Origin of the sequence: Arthrobacter citreus, assembly GCF_038405225.1 — a bacterium.
In the GTDB taxonomy this organism is placed as follows: Bacteria; Actinomycetota; Actinomycetes; order Actinomycetales; family Micrococcaceae; genus Arthrobacter_B; species Arthrobacter_B citreus_A.
Window position 1 is genome coordinate 3,360,778 of record NZ_CP151657.1, and the last position, 16,375, is coordinate 3,377,152.

Genomic DNA, 16,375 nt, shown 5'->3' on the forward strand with positions numbered 1-16,375 from the left:
TACAGTGGCGCACTAAACAGTGTCCGGGCACCTGTCCGGCCCGGAAAGGCACCCTCCGTGAGCGCTGCACCTCCTGAACCTCCGGCCGCCGGAACCCTGGTTTTCCTGCAGGGCGCCGGCGGTCCCGATCCTGTTCCCGCCCAGACCATCCGTGAGCAGCTGTCGTTGGAACCAGGCCTGGCCGATTACACGGTCCTGAATGTTGCCTGGGCCGCCGGAGCCGCTCCCGACATCAGCGTGGCGCCCGCCCTGCCCCCGCGCTACCGGGATTCCACCACCGCTGAGATACCCGGGGCCTACAGCGGCGGGCGGGGGATGGCACTGGTTGGAATGGATTTGCTGCGCGCATCAGCGGCGTGGCCGCCGGGCGCCGGTTCAGCCGCAGGGGCGGATGCAGCGGATGCAGAGAACCTGATGCTGGCCGGCAGCGTTCAGCGGCTGGTGCTGGGGCTGGTCACGGACGCCGCAGTCAACCGGCGCGTGCCGCTGATGGATGCTGCATCGGATTTTTCCCGCAGTATCATCTATTACCTTCGCCGCGGAGCCGAGGCCCGGTCCGTCATAACCAATGCCCTGCGGATGATCCCGCAGGACGCCCCGGTCATCCTGTTCGGCCACAGCCTCGGCGGCGTGGCCGCCGTGGACCTGTTGACCGGGCCGGAGTGGGATGCGGCCGGAGCGCGCGTTGATCTGCTGGTCACCGCCGGCTCCCAGAGCCCCTGGCTCTTCCTGCTGAATGGACTGGAACATGTGGGCCCCGGAATTCCCGGGAACGTTCCGGTGCCCTGGCTGAACTTCTGGGATGAACGTGACCTGCTGTCCTTCTGCGCCGAAGAGGTCTTTTCCGGCAGAGGTGACTTCATCCGCGATGTTCAGATCACCTCGGGTGAACCATTCCCTGCCTCGCATGGTTCCTATTTCACCGATCCGGTACTCTACGCGGCCATGCGCGAGCGGATGGCGGGCACGGATCCAGCCCGGGACGGCTCTGGTCCGGACACCGGGGTTTAGTGTTCACTGGACTACATGAGAGCCATCTGGAAGGGCGCCATCGCCTTTGGACTGGTCAACGTGCCGGTTAAGGTTTACGCCGCCACGGAAGACCACGACGTCAGCCTGCATCAGGTCCACGAAAAGGACGGCGGGCGCATCCGCTACCAGCGGCGCTGCGAAGTGTGCGGCGAGGTGGTGGAGTACAAGGACATCGCCAAGGCGTACGACGACGGTGAACAGACCGTGGTGCTCACTGATGAGGACCTGGCCTCCCTGCCGGTGGAAAAGAGCCGGGAAATCGACGTCGTTGAATTCGTGCCCAGCGAGCAGGTTGACCCGATCCTGTTCAACAAGACCTACTACCTGGAGCCGGACTCAAAATCCACAAAGTCCTACGTGCTGCTGCGCCGGACGCTGGAGGACACTGAGCGCACGGCCATTGTGCAGTTTTCGCTGCGCCAGAAGAGCCGGCTTGGGGCTTTGAGAGTCCGGGGAGACGTCCTGACCCTGCAGACGCTGCTGTGGGAGGACGAAGTGCGCGAAGCGTCGTTCCCGTCGCTGGACGAGCGGGTTCGGATCAGCGCCAAGGAACTGGAAATGTCCTCGGCCCTCGTTGACTCCTTCAGCTCGGACTTCAACCCCGCCGAATTCACTGATGACTACCAGGAGCAGCTGAAGACGCTGATCGAAGCCAAGCTGGAAAAGGGCGAGGCGCTGGACACCGAGGAAACCTTCGGTGCCGAGTCCGAAGACGAGGGCGGCAAGGTGCTGGACCTGATGGAGGCGCTGCGCCGCAGCGTGGAGAAAAACCGCGGCAAGAAATCCGGCGGGGCCACATCCGGCGGATCCGGGTCACGGTCATCGTCCCGCAAGGACGACGACGAAGAAGCAGGCGGAAAGAAGCCCGCGGCACGTAAAACGGCCGCCAAAACCAAGAAGGGTGCCTAGACCATGGCCATCACGAACTTCTTCCGGGACCGCAACGGGCGGATCCGGGTCTTTGAAGCACCCAACCTTCCCATCCTGGCCTGGGCCGGATTCGGTGCCGCTTCCATGATGGCCCTGACGCCGAAGTACCGTCAGCTCCTGGCCAGCCTCAGCAGAGGTTCGCTGGTGATCTGGGCGCTGTTGGAGGCGGCTACCGGCCGCAGTCCGTTCCGCCGGACCCTGGGCGCGGCAACCCTCGCACGGGAAGTCCTGCCCGGGGACTAAGGAACTGCTCAGTCCATCGACCTGATCCGCGTCTGCCGCGCTCAGTTACTGCTTGTAGCCTTCGACTTCACCCACCGGGCGCACCGTGGCCGCGTCCGGGTTTTCGCCGGCGTCCAGACGTGCCCGGCGCTGGCGCAGCAAATCCCAGCATTGGTCCAGCTGCTCCTCGACCCGGCGCAGCTGCTCCAACCGGTCCTCCGGATGGTCGCCGGCCGGCGAATCCCGCAGGGACTGTTCCTTCTCCACTAGTTCGGAAATACGGTGCTGAATTTCGCTGGCATCCATGCCCCTACGCTAGCCACCCGGCACGCCCGTGACCAGTACCCGGCAGCCAACCGGAAGCGGCCCTACCCGGTGAGCAGCTGGCGCAGGAACCGGGAAAAGCCCTCAGGCGCCCGTCCGTCGCGGCGCCCCGAGGTCACCACCCGCATCGTGTCGGTGGCGGTCCACGCGGTTCCGGCCGCTTTGATCCGTGCCGCCAGATCCACGTCCTCGTGGGATGCCAGCGGTGCAAATCCCCCGGCCCGGTGGTACGCCCCGGCGCTGAACCCCATGCTGGCCCCATGGATGTGGGGGTGGCCTTCCCCCAGCGGATGCAGCTGCTGCCAGGCCCGGAGCTCATCATCGGTGAGATCCGCCGGATCGGGAACCGCGGTTCCCAGCACGAGGCCGTAGCCGGCGGACGCCAGGCGGTGCTGGTGGAGGAGCCAGTGTTCCGGAACCACGGTGTCGGCGTCGGTGTTGGCTATCCACAGGCCGGACCGCAGCGGTTGGGCGGCGATGCCGGCGGCGCGGGCGGCCCCCACCGTTCCAAAAGACCCGGACAGGATCCGCAGGCCCAGTTCCGGCGCCCACAGGTCCCGAGCCCGGTACGCCTCCTCCTCGGAGCTGTCGGTGCAGGAATCAAGCACCACGGTGACACTCACGCTCACCCGCCGGCCGTCCAAATCGGCGGCACCCAACGCCCGGGCGGCAGCGTGGACCGAGGACAGCGCGGCCGGCAGCAGCTCTTCTTCATTTCGGGCCGGAAGAACAACAGCTATATGTTCCGGAGCGGTCAAGCGGTCACCGCGGGTCCGCCTGCTGATCCATAACCGCCGAGGCCAGGGTCAGCACGTCAATGCGGAAATCCGCCTCGCGGTGTTCGGCAAGCACCCGCAGGCCCTTCCGCGCCCGGAAGGCTTCATGGACCTGGTCCCCCGTGAGTTCCCAGCCATCGTTGGGGTGCCGCCAGTGGCACAGCAGGACGACGCCGTCGTCCGTCAGGGACGCTTCGGTGCGGGCCGCCAGTTCCGAAAGGTCGCGGTGCTGGAGGAAGTAGCCGATTTCGGAAACAACCACCAGATCAAACCTGCCCTCCGGCCAGTCCTGCGGCACCGACCCCTGCGCCAGGGTGACATGCGGTGCCTCCGCCAGCCGCCGGCGGGCAAGGTCAAGGGCCCGGTCGCTGATGTCCGTCGCGGTCACCGCGTCAGCCCGGACGGCCAGCTCCCGGGTGAGGACACCAATGGAACACCCGGGCTCAAACACCGAGCCGAAACGTGCCCGCGGCAGCATTGCCAGGCTCAGCGCCCGTTTGCGGTGCTCGTAGAAACTGCTCTCAAACTCCCAGGGATCCGCCGAGCGCAGATAGAGATCCTCGAAGACCTCCCGCGGTGGGCGCGGGCGGGTCAACACGAAGGACTCAAACCGGCGTTCGAAATGGGCCAGGACCTCTTGGCTCAGCAGAGCCTCATCCCCGGGAGCAGCGGACAATGGTTCCACCTGGCTGACGTGCGTTGCCATCGCGCGGGCCTTTGCCGCCGCGGCGTCGTCCGCCAGTGGCAGAACCGCCAGATCGGACGGGAGATCCGCCGGGGTTCCCCAGTGCCACAGCCAGATGGGGTATTCCAGGAGCGGAAGTCCGAGGGTCCTGGCCAGCGCGGCAGCGGCCAGCCCGGCGGTGTCGTGGTCAGTGTGTCCGTCGGTCCGCCAGGGAGCCGCCAGGACGGTGTTCGCCGCCGCCGGCCCAATGATGGCGGCGAGGGCGGTGTCGAGTTCGCTCCGTGCGGCGGCGAGTCCGCCGTCGGGCAGGTCCAGGACATGGACAACGGCTTCGGGTGCCAGCTGCGCCACTGCGTTCCGCAGTTCCACCCGGCGGATCCGGGCCAGTTCGGCGCTGGTGTGGGTGGGTGATTCGGGATGGGATGCCTCCCCGGCGGTGGCCACGACAACGTCGACGGCGGCGCCGAGGGCGGCCGCTGAGGCGATCAGTCCGCCGGCGCCGAGAGTTTCGTCGTCGGGATGAGCGGCCAGAACCACCAGGCGGCCGGAGCGCTCCGGGAAGAGCGCCGCCAGATCCAGAACGGGGCGGTCGGCCAGCGCATCGATCCATGCCGTTTCAGGCATGGATTCATCCATGTGACTGAAACTCACCACGGAACATCCTCTCCCTGCAGCAGTGCGGAACCCAGAGCGGCATAGTCGCGTTCGGCATGGTGCTGGCGAAGGTAGATCCTCAAGTCCGCGGTACGGCGGGCGTGTTCCTCTTCCAAGGCCAGTGGTCCGGGTCCGAGTCCGTGGTCCGCAAGGGCCAGGACCTCTTCGGCGGCGTCGGCCACGATACTGCGCACCCGGCTGGCGAGCAGCGCGCCCTGCCGGCCTTCGGCCCTGCCCCCGTCCACTTCATGAGCGGCGAAATCCAGCGCGGCCCGCGCGGCTTGAAGCCGTGCGTCGGCTTTACCCAGCAGCATGTGGGCAATCTGGTCCGGTTCCCGTTCCCGCGCGGCGGCCATCATCCTGCGGGCAACACCCACCGCTCCTCCGTACCAGCAGGCGGCCACGCCGATGCCTCCCCAGGCGAAACCCGGCCGCTGCAGGTACCAGTTGTCGGCACCGACCGGACGCGCGGCAACCTTGTGGAAATCCACCGGACCACTGTCCACTTCGGACAGGCCGCGGCTGACCCAGGTTCCGGACATCGGGCTCACTCCGGGCTGGCGAAGATCAAGGGCAAAGGCCCTGCGGAGGCCTTCACCGGTATGCGCGGTGACCACGGCATGGTCAAGGCTCCCGGCGAGCGAGCACCATGGCTTGCGTCCGGACAGTTCCCAGCCGGAAGGCGTCCGGGTGGCCGTCAACGCGGTTCCGGGTCCCTCCGCCGCGAAAACTCCCCAAGTGCCGGGTTCCGGAGTTTCCCCGGCCTGCTCCATGATGGCGAGGGCGTCCAGGTGGGGTTCCACGGTGCGGGCCGCCGCCAGATCAGCGGCGGCCACGACGGCGAGAAGGGACCACAGCCGCTTTGTGCTTCCCTGCCCGGGGAGCGGCGCCGCTGCCGCGACGCTTTCCGCCATGTTCAGTGCCGCAGCGGCCGAACCGCGGACGGCAGCGGCCTGACGGGAAAGTTCCGCCAGTTCCGGCGTCTCCTGCGCTCCGAAGCCCGGATTAAGTGCCGGAATAACTAAGGTGTTCACCGCGTCCTTACTCTCCAAGGATGGGTCAACAACCGGTCCAAGGTGCCTGTGTGGAAACTTTGCCCCCAGTTTGCCAGCTTTGCGGAACCATTTCCTCTTCGAGGCTTCCGCCGCTCCTGAGGATCTGCCTGAAAACGCCGTAACCCCCGGACACGGAAAAGGACCGGGGCAGCCCCCGGTCCTTTCCCTGAACCCGCGAACCCTAGGCCGGGGATGTCCTCTGCGCAGGCGCCGAGCGGCTGCCGAACAACAGTCCCAGGCCCACCATCACCACACCCAAAACCAGGTGCAGCCAATTGTCCGCGTTGTTGACCGGGACAAAGTTCCCCGCCGAATGGTGCGGCACGATCAATCCGTAGATCCACAGCAGCAGGTAAACAATCCCGCCGCCGATAAGGAAGATCCGGGCCGTGTTGTGGGCCCTGGCCAGAATCAGACCCAGGAAGCCGAACAACAGATGGACTATGTTATGCAGGATTGACACTTGGAAAACACCGAGAAGGACTGCCTCCGAAGTGTTTCCGGCGAAATAGAGAGCCTCATAGTTCTGGGTAATTCCCGGAACGAACCCCAGAACGCCTATCACGATGAAGATCAGGCCGAAATACCAGGACGCCCGTTGGGCATTGCTGCGGCGAAGTGATCTGCCGCCGGTGGGATAGGACATAGCGAACTCCTTTGCTTTGCCGAACTCCTTGCCTTGCCGGTTGTCCCCCGGCCGCGGCCGATACCCGAGACATATTCCCCGGGACGAATGGCTCTTCAACTGTTGCACAATCCCCTGAAGATGGGAAGCATACTTAGCATCACCGATTTGAAGGGATTGAAGTCATGGTTTTTGCCCCCAGCACAGCGATCGTCACCGGCTCGGACTCCGGGATAGGACGCGCCACGGCAGTGGCGCTGGCAGCCGCCGGAATGGATGTCGGTATCACGTGGAACACCGATGAGGAGGGGGCAAAGGAAACCGCTGAAGAGGTCCGTGCCTCCGGCCGGAAGGCCTTCACCGCCCGGCTGGACACCACCGACCTGCCCGGTTGCGGTGCTGTCATTGATGACCTCGTCAGGCAACTCGGTTCCTTGGACGTGTTTGTCAACAACGCCGGCACCGGTGACGGAAAGCCATTCCTGGACCTGGACTACGAAACGTGGATGGAGACCCTGGACACCAACCTCAACGGGGCGTTTGTCTGCCTGCAGCATGCGGCCCGGACGATGGTAAGCGCCGGCACGGAGGGCCGGCTGATCGCTGTCACCAGTGTCCACGAAACCCAGCCGCGGGTGGGATCGTCCGCCTACACAGCCTCCAAGCACGGGCTGGGCGGGCTGATGAAGGTCATGGCGCTTGAACTGGGCCGGCATGGAATCACTGTCAACTCGGTGGCACCGGGGGAAATTGCCACCCCCATGACGGATCAGCACAACGAGGATCCGCATGAAGCCGACCGGCCGGGCATTCCCCTGGGCAGGCCCGGAGATGCCCGGGAGATTGCCGCCGTCGTGGCCTTCCTCGCTTCCCCGGCCGCCAGCTATGTCACCGGCGCCTCCTGGCCGGTGGACGGCGGGATGCTGCAGATGGGGCCGCAGGCCGGCTCGCACATCACCTCCACCGACTGGCTGGAGGCTTAGCCCGTGGAATCACTGTGGCTGGCGACTGCGCCGCCGATCCCCGTTGATGCCTTTACCCCGGGCAGTTCCTACGACACAGTGGTGGTGGGTGCCGGTCTGACCGGGCTCACAACGGCCCTGCTCCTGGCCCGCCGCGGCCAGAAGGTGGCTGTGTTGGAAGCCCGCCAAACCGGAGCCGTCACCACCGGAAACACCACGGCCAAGGTGTCCCTGCTCCAGGGCCTGCAGCTGTCCAGCATTTCCTCCCATCAGGGAGCGGACGGCGTCCGGAGTTACGTGGAAGCGAACCGGGCAGGCCAGGACTGGCTGCTGGAATTCTGCCGGGATCACGGCGTGGACCACGAGGTCCGCACCGCCTACACCTACGCGAACAGTGACAACGGCAGGCAAAGCCTGGAAAAGGAACTGTCCGCAGCCACGGCCGCGGGGCTTCCGGTGCGCATGACCAAGGACACCGAACTGCCTTTTGAGGTCTCCGGCGCCCTTGAACTTGCCGGGCAGGCACAGATTCATCCGCTGCAGGCCCTGGCCTCGCTCGCGGGCGAATTCCGGGCGAACGGCGGAACCCTGGTGCACGACGTCCGCGTTACCGGTGCGGGCTCCGCTGACGGGGACCTGGTCCGGGTGATCACCTCGTCCGGGTCGGTGACCGCGCGGCAGCTGGTCCTGGCCACCGGCATTCCCGTGCTGGACCGCGGCGGTTACTTCGCCAGGCTCCTGCCGCTGCGGTCCTACGCGGCCGCGCATCCCCTCCGGGGAGACGTGCCACAGGGAATGTACCTGTCCATCGATGCCCCGTCCCGGTCCCTGCGCACGGCCCGGGTGGACGGGATGGATTATCTCGTCTCGGGCGGCAACGGCCACGCCGTCGGGCGCCATCCGCATCCGCAGGCGCTGGTGGATGATTTGGCGGAGTGGACGGTACGGCATTTTCCGGTGGCGGCGGCGGCTTATGCATGGTCGGCGCAGGACTATGAGCCGGCAGCCGGCCTGCCCTATGTGGGACAAGTTCCGTTTGGCAACGGGAACATCTTTGCCGCCACCGGCTTCAACAAGTGGGGGATGACCAATGCGGTGGCCGCGGGGCTGGCCATGAGCGAGGCGATAGCTCCGGACCGCGACGGCGGCGGCGCCCGGAACTGGTACCAGCCAAAGCTGTCATCGCGGGACGTCCTGACTGCTGTGCGGGACAACGCAGAGGTGGGGTTGGAGATGCTGGCCGGCTGGGCGTCGTCAATGGCCGACACCAGCGAGTCCGCGCCCCCGGAAGGGCAGGGGAAGGTGGTGCGGCGGAACCTTAAGCCGGTGGGCGTATGCACCGTGGACGGCAGCGTGTCCCGGGTATCGGCCATCTGCCCGCATCTGGGCGGAGTGCTGTCCTGGAATGATGCCGAATCATCCTGGGACTGCCCGCTGCACGGCTCCCGTTTTGCCGCCGACGGAACCCTGCTGGAGGGACCCGCCGTTCGCGGGCTGGACCGGGCCTAAGGGTCCGTTCAAGACCTGCGGCGCCCCACATGTGAGGCGCCGCAGGTCTTGGCGGAAGGCGGCAGGTGCCCTGCCGGTCAGACTCCGGCGCGGGGACCGCCGGATTCAGGATCATCCATCGCGGGATCGGACTCCGGTGCCGCTGCCAGGTTCGATGTGGACGTCGCAGCTGCTGCCGCCGGGGCGCTGTCGGCCGTTGGCGGAGCATCAACATTTCCGCGCCATGCGCCCGTCGCGGAACCCTTGCTCTCGATGAATTCCTTGAAGCGCTTGAGGTCGGACTTGACCTGCCGGTCGTCTGCTCCGACCACATGCCCGACCTTCTCCATGAAGGTTTCCGGATCCCAGTCCAGCTGGACTGTTACCCGGGTTTCGGAATCCCCCAGCCGGTGGAACGTCACCACTCCGGCGTGTGAGGTGCCGTCGGTGCTCTTCCAGGCCACCCGCTCGTCCGGGTGCTGTTCAGTGATTTCCGTGTCGAAAACCCGCTCCACACCGCCGATCTTGGTGACCCAATGGCTGGCAGTTTCAGAAGTTTGGGTGATGGATTCCACGCCGCCCATAAACTGGGGAAATGATTCAAACTGCGTCCACTGGTTGTACGCCGTGGAAACGGGAACAGCAACATCAATTGATTCTTCTACGGTGGTCATGAAAGTCCCTACGGTAGTCGGATCGTGCGTCATTCAGGTGTTCACGCTACCCAACGGACCTGCGGACTTCAACCGGAAGGTAAGCTTACTTAGGTTGATGGCTGCTTCCCCTCTCTGAGGGACAGTTCAAAACTGCGCAGACGTCTCTCGTCAACATATTTCGTCAACATTGGAGGAAACGTGAAGGCATCCAAGGAACTGACAACCAATCTGCAGGCCGTGCTCGTGGACCTCATCGAACTGCATTTGCAAGGCAAGCAGGCGCACTGGAACGTTGTGGGCAAGAACTTCCGCGACCTTCACCTGCAGCTCGATGAAATCATCGAGGACGCCCGCCTCTTCGCTGATGAGCTGGCCGAGCGCATGCGCGCCCTGGAGGCCATCCCGGACGGCCGCAGCGTGGCCGTCGCCGAGGGAACCTCACTGCCGCCCTTCCCTGCGGGCCTGGTGGACACCAAGGACACGGTGACGCTCACCGTCGGCATGCTGAACGCCGCCGTCGGAACCATGCGGAAGGTTCACGACCAGGTGGATGAGGAAGATCCCACCACCGCCGACATCCTGCACGGCTTCATCAGCAAGCTGGAGCAGTACGCGTGGATGGTCAACGCCGAAAACGTGCTGCCCACAGCCACGGTGGTCACCCCCGACAACGCCAATTCGCAGGCGACTCTGTAAGGTTGCGGCGCCTTGTACGGCCGGCCTGCCCCCTCGGGGCCGGCCGGCCGGGGAGGTTAAGCCCCAGTTAAGCCCCAGGTAAGGCCCCCAGCCATCCCGGATTCACCGAGGGCCCTGGCAGCCTAGGCCACTGCGGCCCGCACCTCTTCAAGCAGTGCGGTCATCTGCAGCATCGCCTCATCGCCGTCGCCGCCGGCAACGGCCCTGGCCACCTGCTCATGACCCCGCAGCGCCACTTCCCGCGGATGATCCGGCATGAGTCCCTGCACGGTGCGCCCGGTCAAAACTTCAGCCACCACGGAATCCAGCGAAGCAAACATTTCATTTCCGCTGGTGCGCAGCAGGAGGGTGTGGAAGGCGATGTCCGCGGCCAGGAAGTCATCCAGCCGCCCTTCCTCCCCCAGCAGCCGCAGGCGCGCGGCCAGCTCCACCAGCGCCTTCCGGTCGTCCTCGCCGGCATGCCGTGCCGCCCCGCAGGCCGCCATCGGCTCCACGGCCACGCGCAGTTCCGTCAGTGTCCGGTACTGCTCGTCGCGCCCCGGACCGTTGAGGCGCCAGCGGATAATGCGGGCGTCGAACCAGTTCCAGTGCCGCGATTCCTGCACCACAATGCCAATCCGCCGCTTGGAATAGACCAGGTTCATTGATTCCAGGATCCGCATGCAGTCCCGGACCACAGTGCGGGACACGCCAAAGGTCTCCTGGAGCCCCTCAAGGGTCAGCCGGCTCCCCGGCTGGAGGACGCCGGAGATGATGTCGGCACCAATGGCGTCGATGATGGCGCCGTTCATGACGGTTGCCGCCGGCCGCGGCGAAACGCTGCGCTCCATGTTGTCCCCCTGGCTGCTGATTGCGGCAGAATCTACAACAGCCAAGCCTAGCGCGGCATTGGTGTTATCAATCACCTATATGGTGATACCTTTGTGCTCAGATTACTTCGGAGGGGGCCCGCCCGCTTCGGCGACAACGGCGTCCAAGGAGAGAGAAAATGAGCCCCACCCCCCAGCACCTCGTCATCATGGGTGTTTCCGGTTCCGGCAAGACCACCATTTCAACCCTGCTGTCCGAGCATCTGGGCTGGATTGCCGCAGAAGCCGATGAATTCCACCCCGAAGCCAACATCGCCAAGATGTCCTCCGGCACCCCGCTGACCGATGAGGACCGCTGGCCCTGGCTGGACTCGATCCGGAACTGGATGGACTCCCAGGCCGGGAACGGACGCTCCACCATCGTCACCTGCTCCGCCCTCAAGCGCACCTACCGTGACATCCTGGCCACGGCGTCGGGCGAGGTCCACTTTGTGCACCTCAACGGGGACACCGCAGTGCTGCAGGAACGGATGAAGACCCGCAGCGGCCATTTCATGCCCGCTTCCCTGCTGCCGTCCCAGCTGAGCACTTTGGAGCCGCTGGCCGGGGATGAGCCAGGCATCGTCGTCGACATCCTCAAAACACCCGCGGACATCGCCTCGGACATCCTGACCCGCCTGGATCTTCCCACCAACTAACATCTCAGGGCTCCGGCGCCCTGCCGACGCAGCCATTTCCCCAGCAAGAGTTTCCATGAGCAACGGAGCTAATCCATGACAATTGAAGGCTGGTCCCCGACCCTCGGAGCGGGACCCCTCCTCCTGATCGCGGCAGGAGCCATTGCGCTGCTGCTGTTCCTGATCCTGAAACTGCGCCTGCATGCGTTTGTTTCGCTGATTCTGGTGAGCCTGGTGACGGCTTTTGCCACCGGCATTCCCACCGCAAGCGTGGTCACCGTCCTTACCGGCAGCTTCGGCAATACGCTGGCAACCGTGGCCCTGCTCGTCGGCCTCGGCGCCATGCTCGGCCGGCTGGTGGAAACCAGCGGCGGCGCCAAGGTCCTGGCCGAAACCCTGATCCGGGCCTTCGGTGAGAAGCGCGCCCCCTTCGCCCTGGGCGTCGCGTCGCTGATCTTCGGTTTCCCCATCTTCTTTGACGCGGGCCTTGTGGTCATGCTCCCCGTGATCTTCTCCGTGGCCCGCCGCCTCGGCGGCGGTGTGCTGCGTTACGGGCTGCCGGCCGCCGGCGCGTTCTCCGTCATGCACGTCTTCGTTCCCCCGCATCCCGGCCCCGTCACCGCCTCCGGCTTCTTTGAAGCCAACATTGGCGTTGTGCTGATCGTCGGCCTCATCATTGCCCTGCCCACCTGGTACGTCACGTCCTACCTGTTCGGTCTGTGGGCCGGCCGGAAGTTCGTTCTGCCCGTTCCCGCGGTGCTCGGCGAGCTCGACGGCGAAGAGATCAAGAATCCTCCGAAGTTCGGAACCGTGGTGGCTGTGCTGCTGCTGCCCCTGATCCTGATCTTCCTGAACACCGGCCTCAACACGCTGGCGTCAGCCGGAGTGGTTTCCGCCGAAGCGGCGGAACAGCCGTGGTTCGCCTTCCTGCGCACGCTGGGTGAAACACCGGTGGCACTGCTGATTTCCCTCCTGGTGGCCTGCGTGGTCCTGGGCACCCGGCGCGGCGAATCCAAGACCGCCATTGAAAAAGTGCTCGAATCCGCATTGGGCCCGGTGTGCTCGGTCATCCTGATCACCGGCGCCGGCGGAATGTTCGGCGGCGTCCTGCGCACCTCCGGCATTGGCGACGCGCTGGGCGACGTCCTCAGCGACCTCGGCGTTCCGCTGATCCTCGCCGGCTTCCTGATTGCCGCCATCCTCCGCATCGCGCAGGGCTCGGCCACGGTGGCCCTGACCACCGCCGCTGCCCTGATCGCCCCGGGTGTGCTGGAGGGCGGGTACAACACGCTGCAGACAGCATCCATGGTGGTGGCCGTTGCCGCCGGCTCCGTGGTGGTCAGCCACGTGAATGACTCCGGTTTCTGGCTGGTGGGCCGGTTCATGGGCATGGACGTGAAAACCACGCTGAAGACGTGGACCGTGCTCGAAACACTGATCGGCGTCATGGGCTTCGCCCTCGCCGCAGTGGTCTTCGGGCTGGCGTCACTGCTCTAACCAACGCACGACGACGGCGGGGCACCTGTGCGGGTGCCCCGCCATCGCTGTGCCTGCGGGTGGTCTGCGGCGGGGCTGCGACGGGGCTGCGGCGGGGCTGCGCTGCGCGCCCGCTGTGTCCGGCAGGCCAGTGGTGCAGGAGTGTCAGAAGCGCGTGAAAGCATAAGAAGTTACGAAAGTTTTCGGTGCTTTACACCGCCCTAGGGAAGGACCCCACGCACCATGATGGGTGGTCATCACGCAGCATCAGGCGCCGCAGCCTGGATAGCTGTTGCTTCAACCGCACCGCACGCCCTCGGCTGGTATCCGGTCACGCCGCTGGGGGTAGTGACCGGCGCCCTCCTTACCGCCGGCGCCGCCCTGCTCCCGGACCTGGACCACCACAGCGGAACAATCGCGCATTCGCTGCCTCCGGTCACCAAGATCCTGGCCCGTGCCACCGAGAAAGTCAGCGGCGGGCACCGCCGGGGCACGCATTCACTGCTGGGGCTGGCGGTGTTCGTGGCCTTATCCACCGCACTGGGCAAGGTCACCGCCGTCGTCCCGTTCTTTGGCTCGGTGGCGGTCGGAGCCGGCCTGCTGTCGGTCCTGCTGATGGGGTTTGCGCTGAAGGCGCTGAAGATCGCCGGCGGCCCCGGGCGCAGCTGGCTTTTTGCGCTGGGCCTCTCGGCCTTCATCGCCGTTTATGCGCCGGAAAACAATGACTGGCTTCCGGTGGCCGTGGGGTTGGGAGTCGCCGTGCACATTGTCGGGGACCTGCTGACCCATCAGGGCGTCATGATCTTTTGGCCGCTGCGGATCAAGCGTCCGCGTTCCCTGGCCGGCATGCCGGTGCTCAACAAGCTGTGGCGCAGCAGCGGCGCCATGTCGCTGCCGCTGATCGGGGCTGCGGGGTCCTGGCGGGAGTGGGCGCTCATGGTTCCGGTAACTGTCTATGCCATCTACGGCGTGGTCCATGCCGCGTTCCTGACACTGACGCAGTGGGCGGCGGCCTAGCGGTTCAGCCGCGGCCCGCGGCCCGCGGCCCGCGACCCGGGACCCGGGGCCCGGGGCCCGGGGCCAGCGGCATCACCGGGTGTGACACCGTGAGGCCCCAACTGGACAGTTCACTACTGTGAACGATAATGGCAGGTGTGGAACTAGCCCTTTTTGCTGTCATCGGCGTGGCTGTCATAGTCACCGTCGCCGCTTTCTCCAAGCGGCTGGGCATTGCCGCGCCGCTGATCCTGGTGGTGGTGGGGCTCGGGCTGTCCTATCTTCCCGGGCTGCCGACGTTCACCGTTCCACATGAACTAATCCTGATGGGCGTGCTGCCGCCGCTTCTCTACGCCGCAGCGGTGAACGTTCCCGTGGTGGACTTCCGGCGGAATTTCGGCGCCATTTCGAGCCTGTCCGTCTTCCTCGTCCTGGTTTCCGCCTTTGCCACCGGGTGGCTGCTCTACGTTCTGCTGCCGGACCTGAACCTCGCCGCGGCCATCGCCCTGGGCGCCGTGGTCAGCCCTCCGGACGCCGTGGCCGCCACATCCATCGGCAAGAAACTCGGCCTGCCTCCGCGGCTCGTCACTGTCCTCGAGGGCGAGGGCCTGGTCAACGACGCCACCGCACTGGTGCTGCTGCGCTCGGCAATTGCGGCCAGCGCCGGCGGCCTGGCCAGTATTTGGGACGGGATCGCGGACTTCGGCTTCGCCGTGGTGGCTGCCGTCGCCGTCGGGCTGCTGGTGGGAATTGCCACCGTGTACATCCGGTCCAAGCTCCATGATCCCGTGTTGGACACCGCCATTTCCTTTGTGGTGCCCTTCCTGGCCTTCATACCGGCCGAGGAAATGCACGCATCGGGTGTGCTGGCCGTGGTGGTTGCCGGACTGTACACCGGGCACCGGAGCGGATCCGCCTTCAGCGCCCAGGCGCGGATCAATGACAGCGTCAACTGGCACACGGTCCAGTTCCTGCTCGAAAACGGCGTCTTCCTGCTGATGGGCCTGGAAATCCGCTACCTCGTCGAGGAGATCAATCCGGAACTGCTCACCGTGGGCGAGTCGGTCGTCATTGGACTGGCGGTCACCGCCCTGCTCATCATGATCCGCTTCGTGTGGATGGGTCCGCTGATCCTGCTGCTGCGTGCCAAGGTGGGATACCAGGAACGGCGGACCAACCGCTTCCGGGCTGCCCTGGACCGCCTCAAGCTGCAGGAACCCGGGGATGAACGCGCCCAGCGCCGGGCCAACCGCGGAGAGCAGATCTACCGCCGCCGCAAAACGGACATCATGCAGCTGCGCGCCGAGGGCCTGGACTGGCGCGGCGGGGTGGTGATCGGCTGGTCCGGGATGCGCGGTGTGGTGACGCTGGCCGCCGCGCAGTCCCTGCCGGAGGCTACGCCGTACCGGGAGCAACTGGTGCTGATCGCCTTCACCGTTGCCGTGGTGACGCTGCTGCTGCAGGGCGGAACCCTTCCCTGGGTGATCCGGGCCCTGGAGGTCCGCGGCATTAATGCAGCCGCGGACCAGCGCAGCCTGGCCACCCTGCTGGACCAGATCAGCGATGCCGGCCTGCGGGTGCTGGAAAACCCGGGAGCCTGCCTCGATCATGCCGATGTGGATCCCGATGTGGTGGAGCGGGTGCGGCAGAGCACCTTCCTGCGCAGCGAACTGGCCTGGGAACGGGTTAAGGCGCTGGGTGTGGGGGCATCCCCCACCCCGCAGCTGCAGTACCGGGAGCTGCGCCGCGCCGTCGTCGACGCCGAACGCGAGGCGCTGCTGCTCGCACGCAGGGAAGGGCACTTCCCCTCGCGGACCCTCGCCGACGCCCAGCGCCTGCTGGACCTGGAGGAATCCCGGCTCAAACCCCGGCTGGGCGAGCACTAGCGGCGGCTTCAGCGCCGGCACCGGGCGCCCGTTGAGCCTGGAGGAAGCTCAGTCCTGGTGCAGCTGCAGGTAGTTTCCGCAGCCGTCATCAAACACGGCCTGGGTTCCCATCGCGTCAGTGGACGGCGGCCCGGTGAAGCGGACGCCGAGGCCGCTCAGCCGCTCCATCTCCGCGGCCACGTCCTCCACTCCCAGCACGAGGGCGGGCAGGCCCATCCCATACAGTCCGCTGCGGTAGGCCTCGGCCAGGGGATTGTCGCTGGGTTCCAGCAGCAGGCCGGGGCCGTCCGGAATATCGCGGGCACGGACAATGAACAGGTTGTACTCCGGCATCACCATCAGCGGCTCAAAACCCAGCGTGCCGGTGTAGAAGTCGAAGGCGGCAGCCGGATCAAGGACGTGGATGCTGCTCATCTTTACGCGCAT

17 protein-coding genes and 1 pseudogene are annotated in these 16,375 nt (G+C 66.0%); 10 read left to right on the forward strand and 8 right to left on the reverse strand.

Annotation, left to right across the window (positions count from 1 at the left end; all coding sequences use genetic code 11):
- Nucleotides 1-57 precede the first annotated feature (57 nt).
- Genes AAE021_RS15550 through AAE021_RS15560 form a run of 3 tightly spaced genes read left to right on the forward strand, consistent with a single transcriptional unit; the run spans nt 58 to nt 2,205 of the window.
- A complete protein-coding gene (locus tag AAE021_RS15550; RefSeq protein WP_342023208.1) occupies nt 58-1,011 on the forward strand; it encodes a hypothetical protein in 954 nt (317 codons plus the stop codon).
- A gap of 15 nt (nt 1,012-1,026) precedes the next feature.
- Nucleotides 1,027-1,941, forward strand: a complete 915-nt coding sequence (locus tag AAE021_RS15555; protein WP_342023209.1) for a Ku protein — start codon at nt 1,027-1,029, stop codon at nt 1,939-1,941.
- Between the two features lie 3 nt (nt 1,942-1,944).
- Nucleotides 1,945-2,205, forward strand: a complete 261-nt coding sequence (locus tag AAE021_RS15560; RefSeq protein WP_342023210.1) for a hypothetical protein — start codon at nt 1,945-1,947, stop codon at nt 2,203-2,205.
- Nucleotides 2,206-2,250: 45 nt separating this feature from the next.
- On the opposite strand, the gene AAE021_RS15565 is transcribed toward AAE021_RS15560, so the two are convergent.
- From AAE021_RS15565 to AAE021_RS15585, 5 genes are all read right to left on the reverse strand, one after another.
- On the reverse strand, nt 2,251-2,490 hold the full coding sequence (locus tag AAE021_RS15565) for a DUF2630 family protein (RefSeq protein WP_342023211.1): 240 nt from the start codon (nt 2,488-2,490) through the stop codon (nt 2,251-2,253).
- 62 nt (nt 2,491-2,552) lie between these two features.
- Entirely contained in the window at nt 2,553-3,266 is a 714-nt protein-coding gene (locus AAE021_RS15570; RefSeq protein ID WP_342023212.1) for a glycosyltransferase, read from the reverse strand.
- Between the two features lie 4 nt (nt 3,267-3,270).
- Nucleotides 3,271-4,593 (reverse strand): bifunctional PIG-L family deacetylase/class I SAM-dependent methyltransferase, encoded by a 1,323-nt coding sequence (locus AAE021_RS15575; protein WP_342023213.1) that lies wholly within the window; start codon nt 4,591-4,593, stop codon nt 3,271-3,273.
- 23 nt (nt 4,594-4,616) lie between these two features.
- Nucleotides 4,617-5,657: an acyl-CoA dehydrogenase gene (locus tag AAE021_RS15580; RefSeq protein WP_342023214.1), complete on the reverse strand. Its 1,041-nt coding sequence runs from the start codon at nt 5,655-5,657 to the stop codon at nt 4,617-4,619.
- A 202-nt stretch (nt 5,658-5,859) separates the two neighbouring features.
- Nucleotides 5,860-6,324 carry a DUF4383 domain-containing protein gene (locus AAE021_RS15585; RefSeq protein ID WP_342023215.1) on the reverse strand — a complete coding sequence of 155 codons (465 nt, stop codon included), beginning with the start codon at nt 6,322-6,324 and terminating at the stop codon, nt 5,860-5,862.
- A 164-nt stretch (nt 6,325-6,488) separates the two neighbouring features.
- Between AAE021_RS15585 and AAE021_RS15590 the strand changes: the two genes are divergently transcribed.
- Both AAE021_RS15590 and AAE021_RS15595 read left to right on the forward strand, forming a co-directional pair.
- Nucleotides 6,489-7,286, forward strand: coding sequence for an SDR family oxidoreductase (locus AAE021_RS15590; RefSeq protein WP_342023216.1), 798 nt, complete (start codon nt 6,489-6,491; stop codon nt 7,284-7,286).
- A 3-nt stretch (nt 7,287-7,289) separates the two neighbouring features.
- Nucleotides 7,290-8,774, forward strand: a complete 1,485-nt coding sequence (locus tag AAE021_RS15595; protein ID WP_342023217.1) for an FAD-dependent oxidoreductase — start codon at nt 7,290-7,292, stop codon at nt 8,772-8,774.
- 203 nt (nt 8,775-8,977) lie between these two features.
- Here the strand turns inward: AAE021_RS15595 and AAE021_RS15600 are convergent.
- Nucleotides 8,978-9,427, reverse strand: a pseudogene (locus AAE021_RS15600) (SRPBCC family protein); the annotation flags it as partial.
- A gap of 180 nt (nt 9,428-9,607) precedes the next feature.
- Between AAE021_RS15600 and AAE021_RS15605 the strand changes: the two are divergent.
- Entirely contained in the window at nt 9,608-10,105 is a 498-nt protein-coding gene (locus AAE021_RS15605) for a Dps family protein (RefSeq protein ID WP_152220810.1), read from the forward strand.
- A gap of 122 nt (nt 10,106-10,227) precedes the next feature.
- Here AAE021_RS15605 and AAE021_RS15610 read toward each other — a convergent pair whose 3' ends face one another.
- Nucleotides 10,228-10,935, reverse strand: coding sequence for a FadR/GntR family transcriptional regulator (locus AAE021_RS15610; RefSeq protein ID WP_342023218.1), 708 nt, complete (start codon nt 10,933-10,935; stop codon nt 10,228-10,230).
- 158 nt (nt 10,936-11,093) lie between these two features.
- Here AAE021_RS15610 and AAE021_RS15615 point away from each other — a divergent pair, with 158 nt between their 5' ends.
- From AAE021_RS15615 to AAE021_RS15630, 4 genes are all read left to right on the forward strand, one after another.
- On the forward strand, nt 11,094-11,612 hold the full coding sequence (locus AAE021_RS15615; protein ID WP_342023219.1) for a gluconokinase: 519 nt from the start codon (nt 11,094-11,096) through the stop codon (nt 11,610-11,612).
- Between the two features lie 75 nt (nt 11,613-11,687).
- Complete coding sequence (locus tag AAE021_RS15620; RefSeq protein ID WP_342023220.1) at nt 11,688-13,088, forward strand: GntP family permease; 1,401 nt, start codon at nt 11,688-11,690, stop codon at nt 13,086-13,088.
- A gap of 222 nt (nt 13,089-13,310) precedes the next feature.
- Complete coding sequence (locus AAE021_RS15625) at nt 13,311-14,084, forward strand: metal-dependent hydrolase (RefSeq protein ID WP_342023221.1); 774 nt, start codon at nt 13,311-13,313, stop codon at nt 14,082-14,084.
- A gap of 128 nt (nt 14,085-14,212) precedes the next feature.
- Nucleotides 14,213-15,949 (forward strand): sodium:proton antiporter, encoded by a 1,737-nt coding sequence (locus AAE021_RS15630; RefSeq protein ID WP_342023223.1) that lies wholly within the window; start codon nt 14,213-14,215, stop codon nt 15,947-15,949.
- A gap of 48 nt (nt 15,950-15,997) precedes the next feature.
- On the opposite strand, the gene AAE021_RS15635 is transcribed toward AAE021_RS15630, so the two are convergent.
- Nucleotides 15,998-16,375: a VOC family protein gene (locus AAE021_RS15635; RefSeq protein ID WP_342023224.1), complete on the reverse strand. Its 378-nt coding sequence runs from the start codon at nt 16,373-16,375 to the stop codon at nt 15,998-16,000.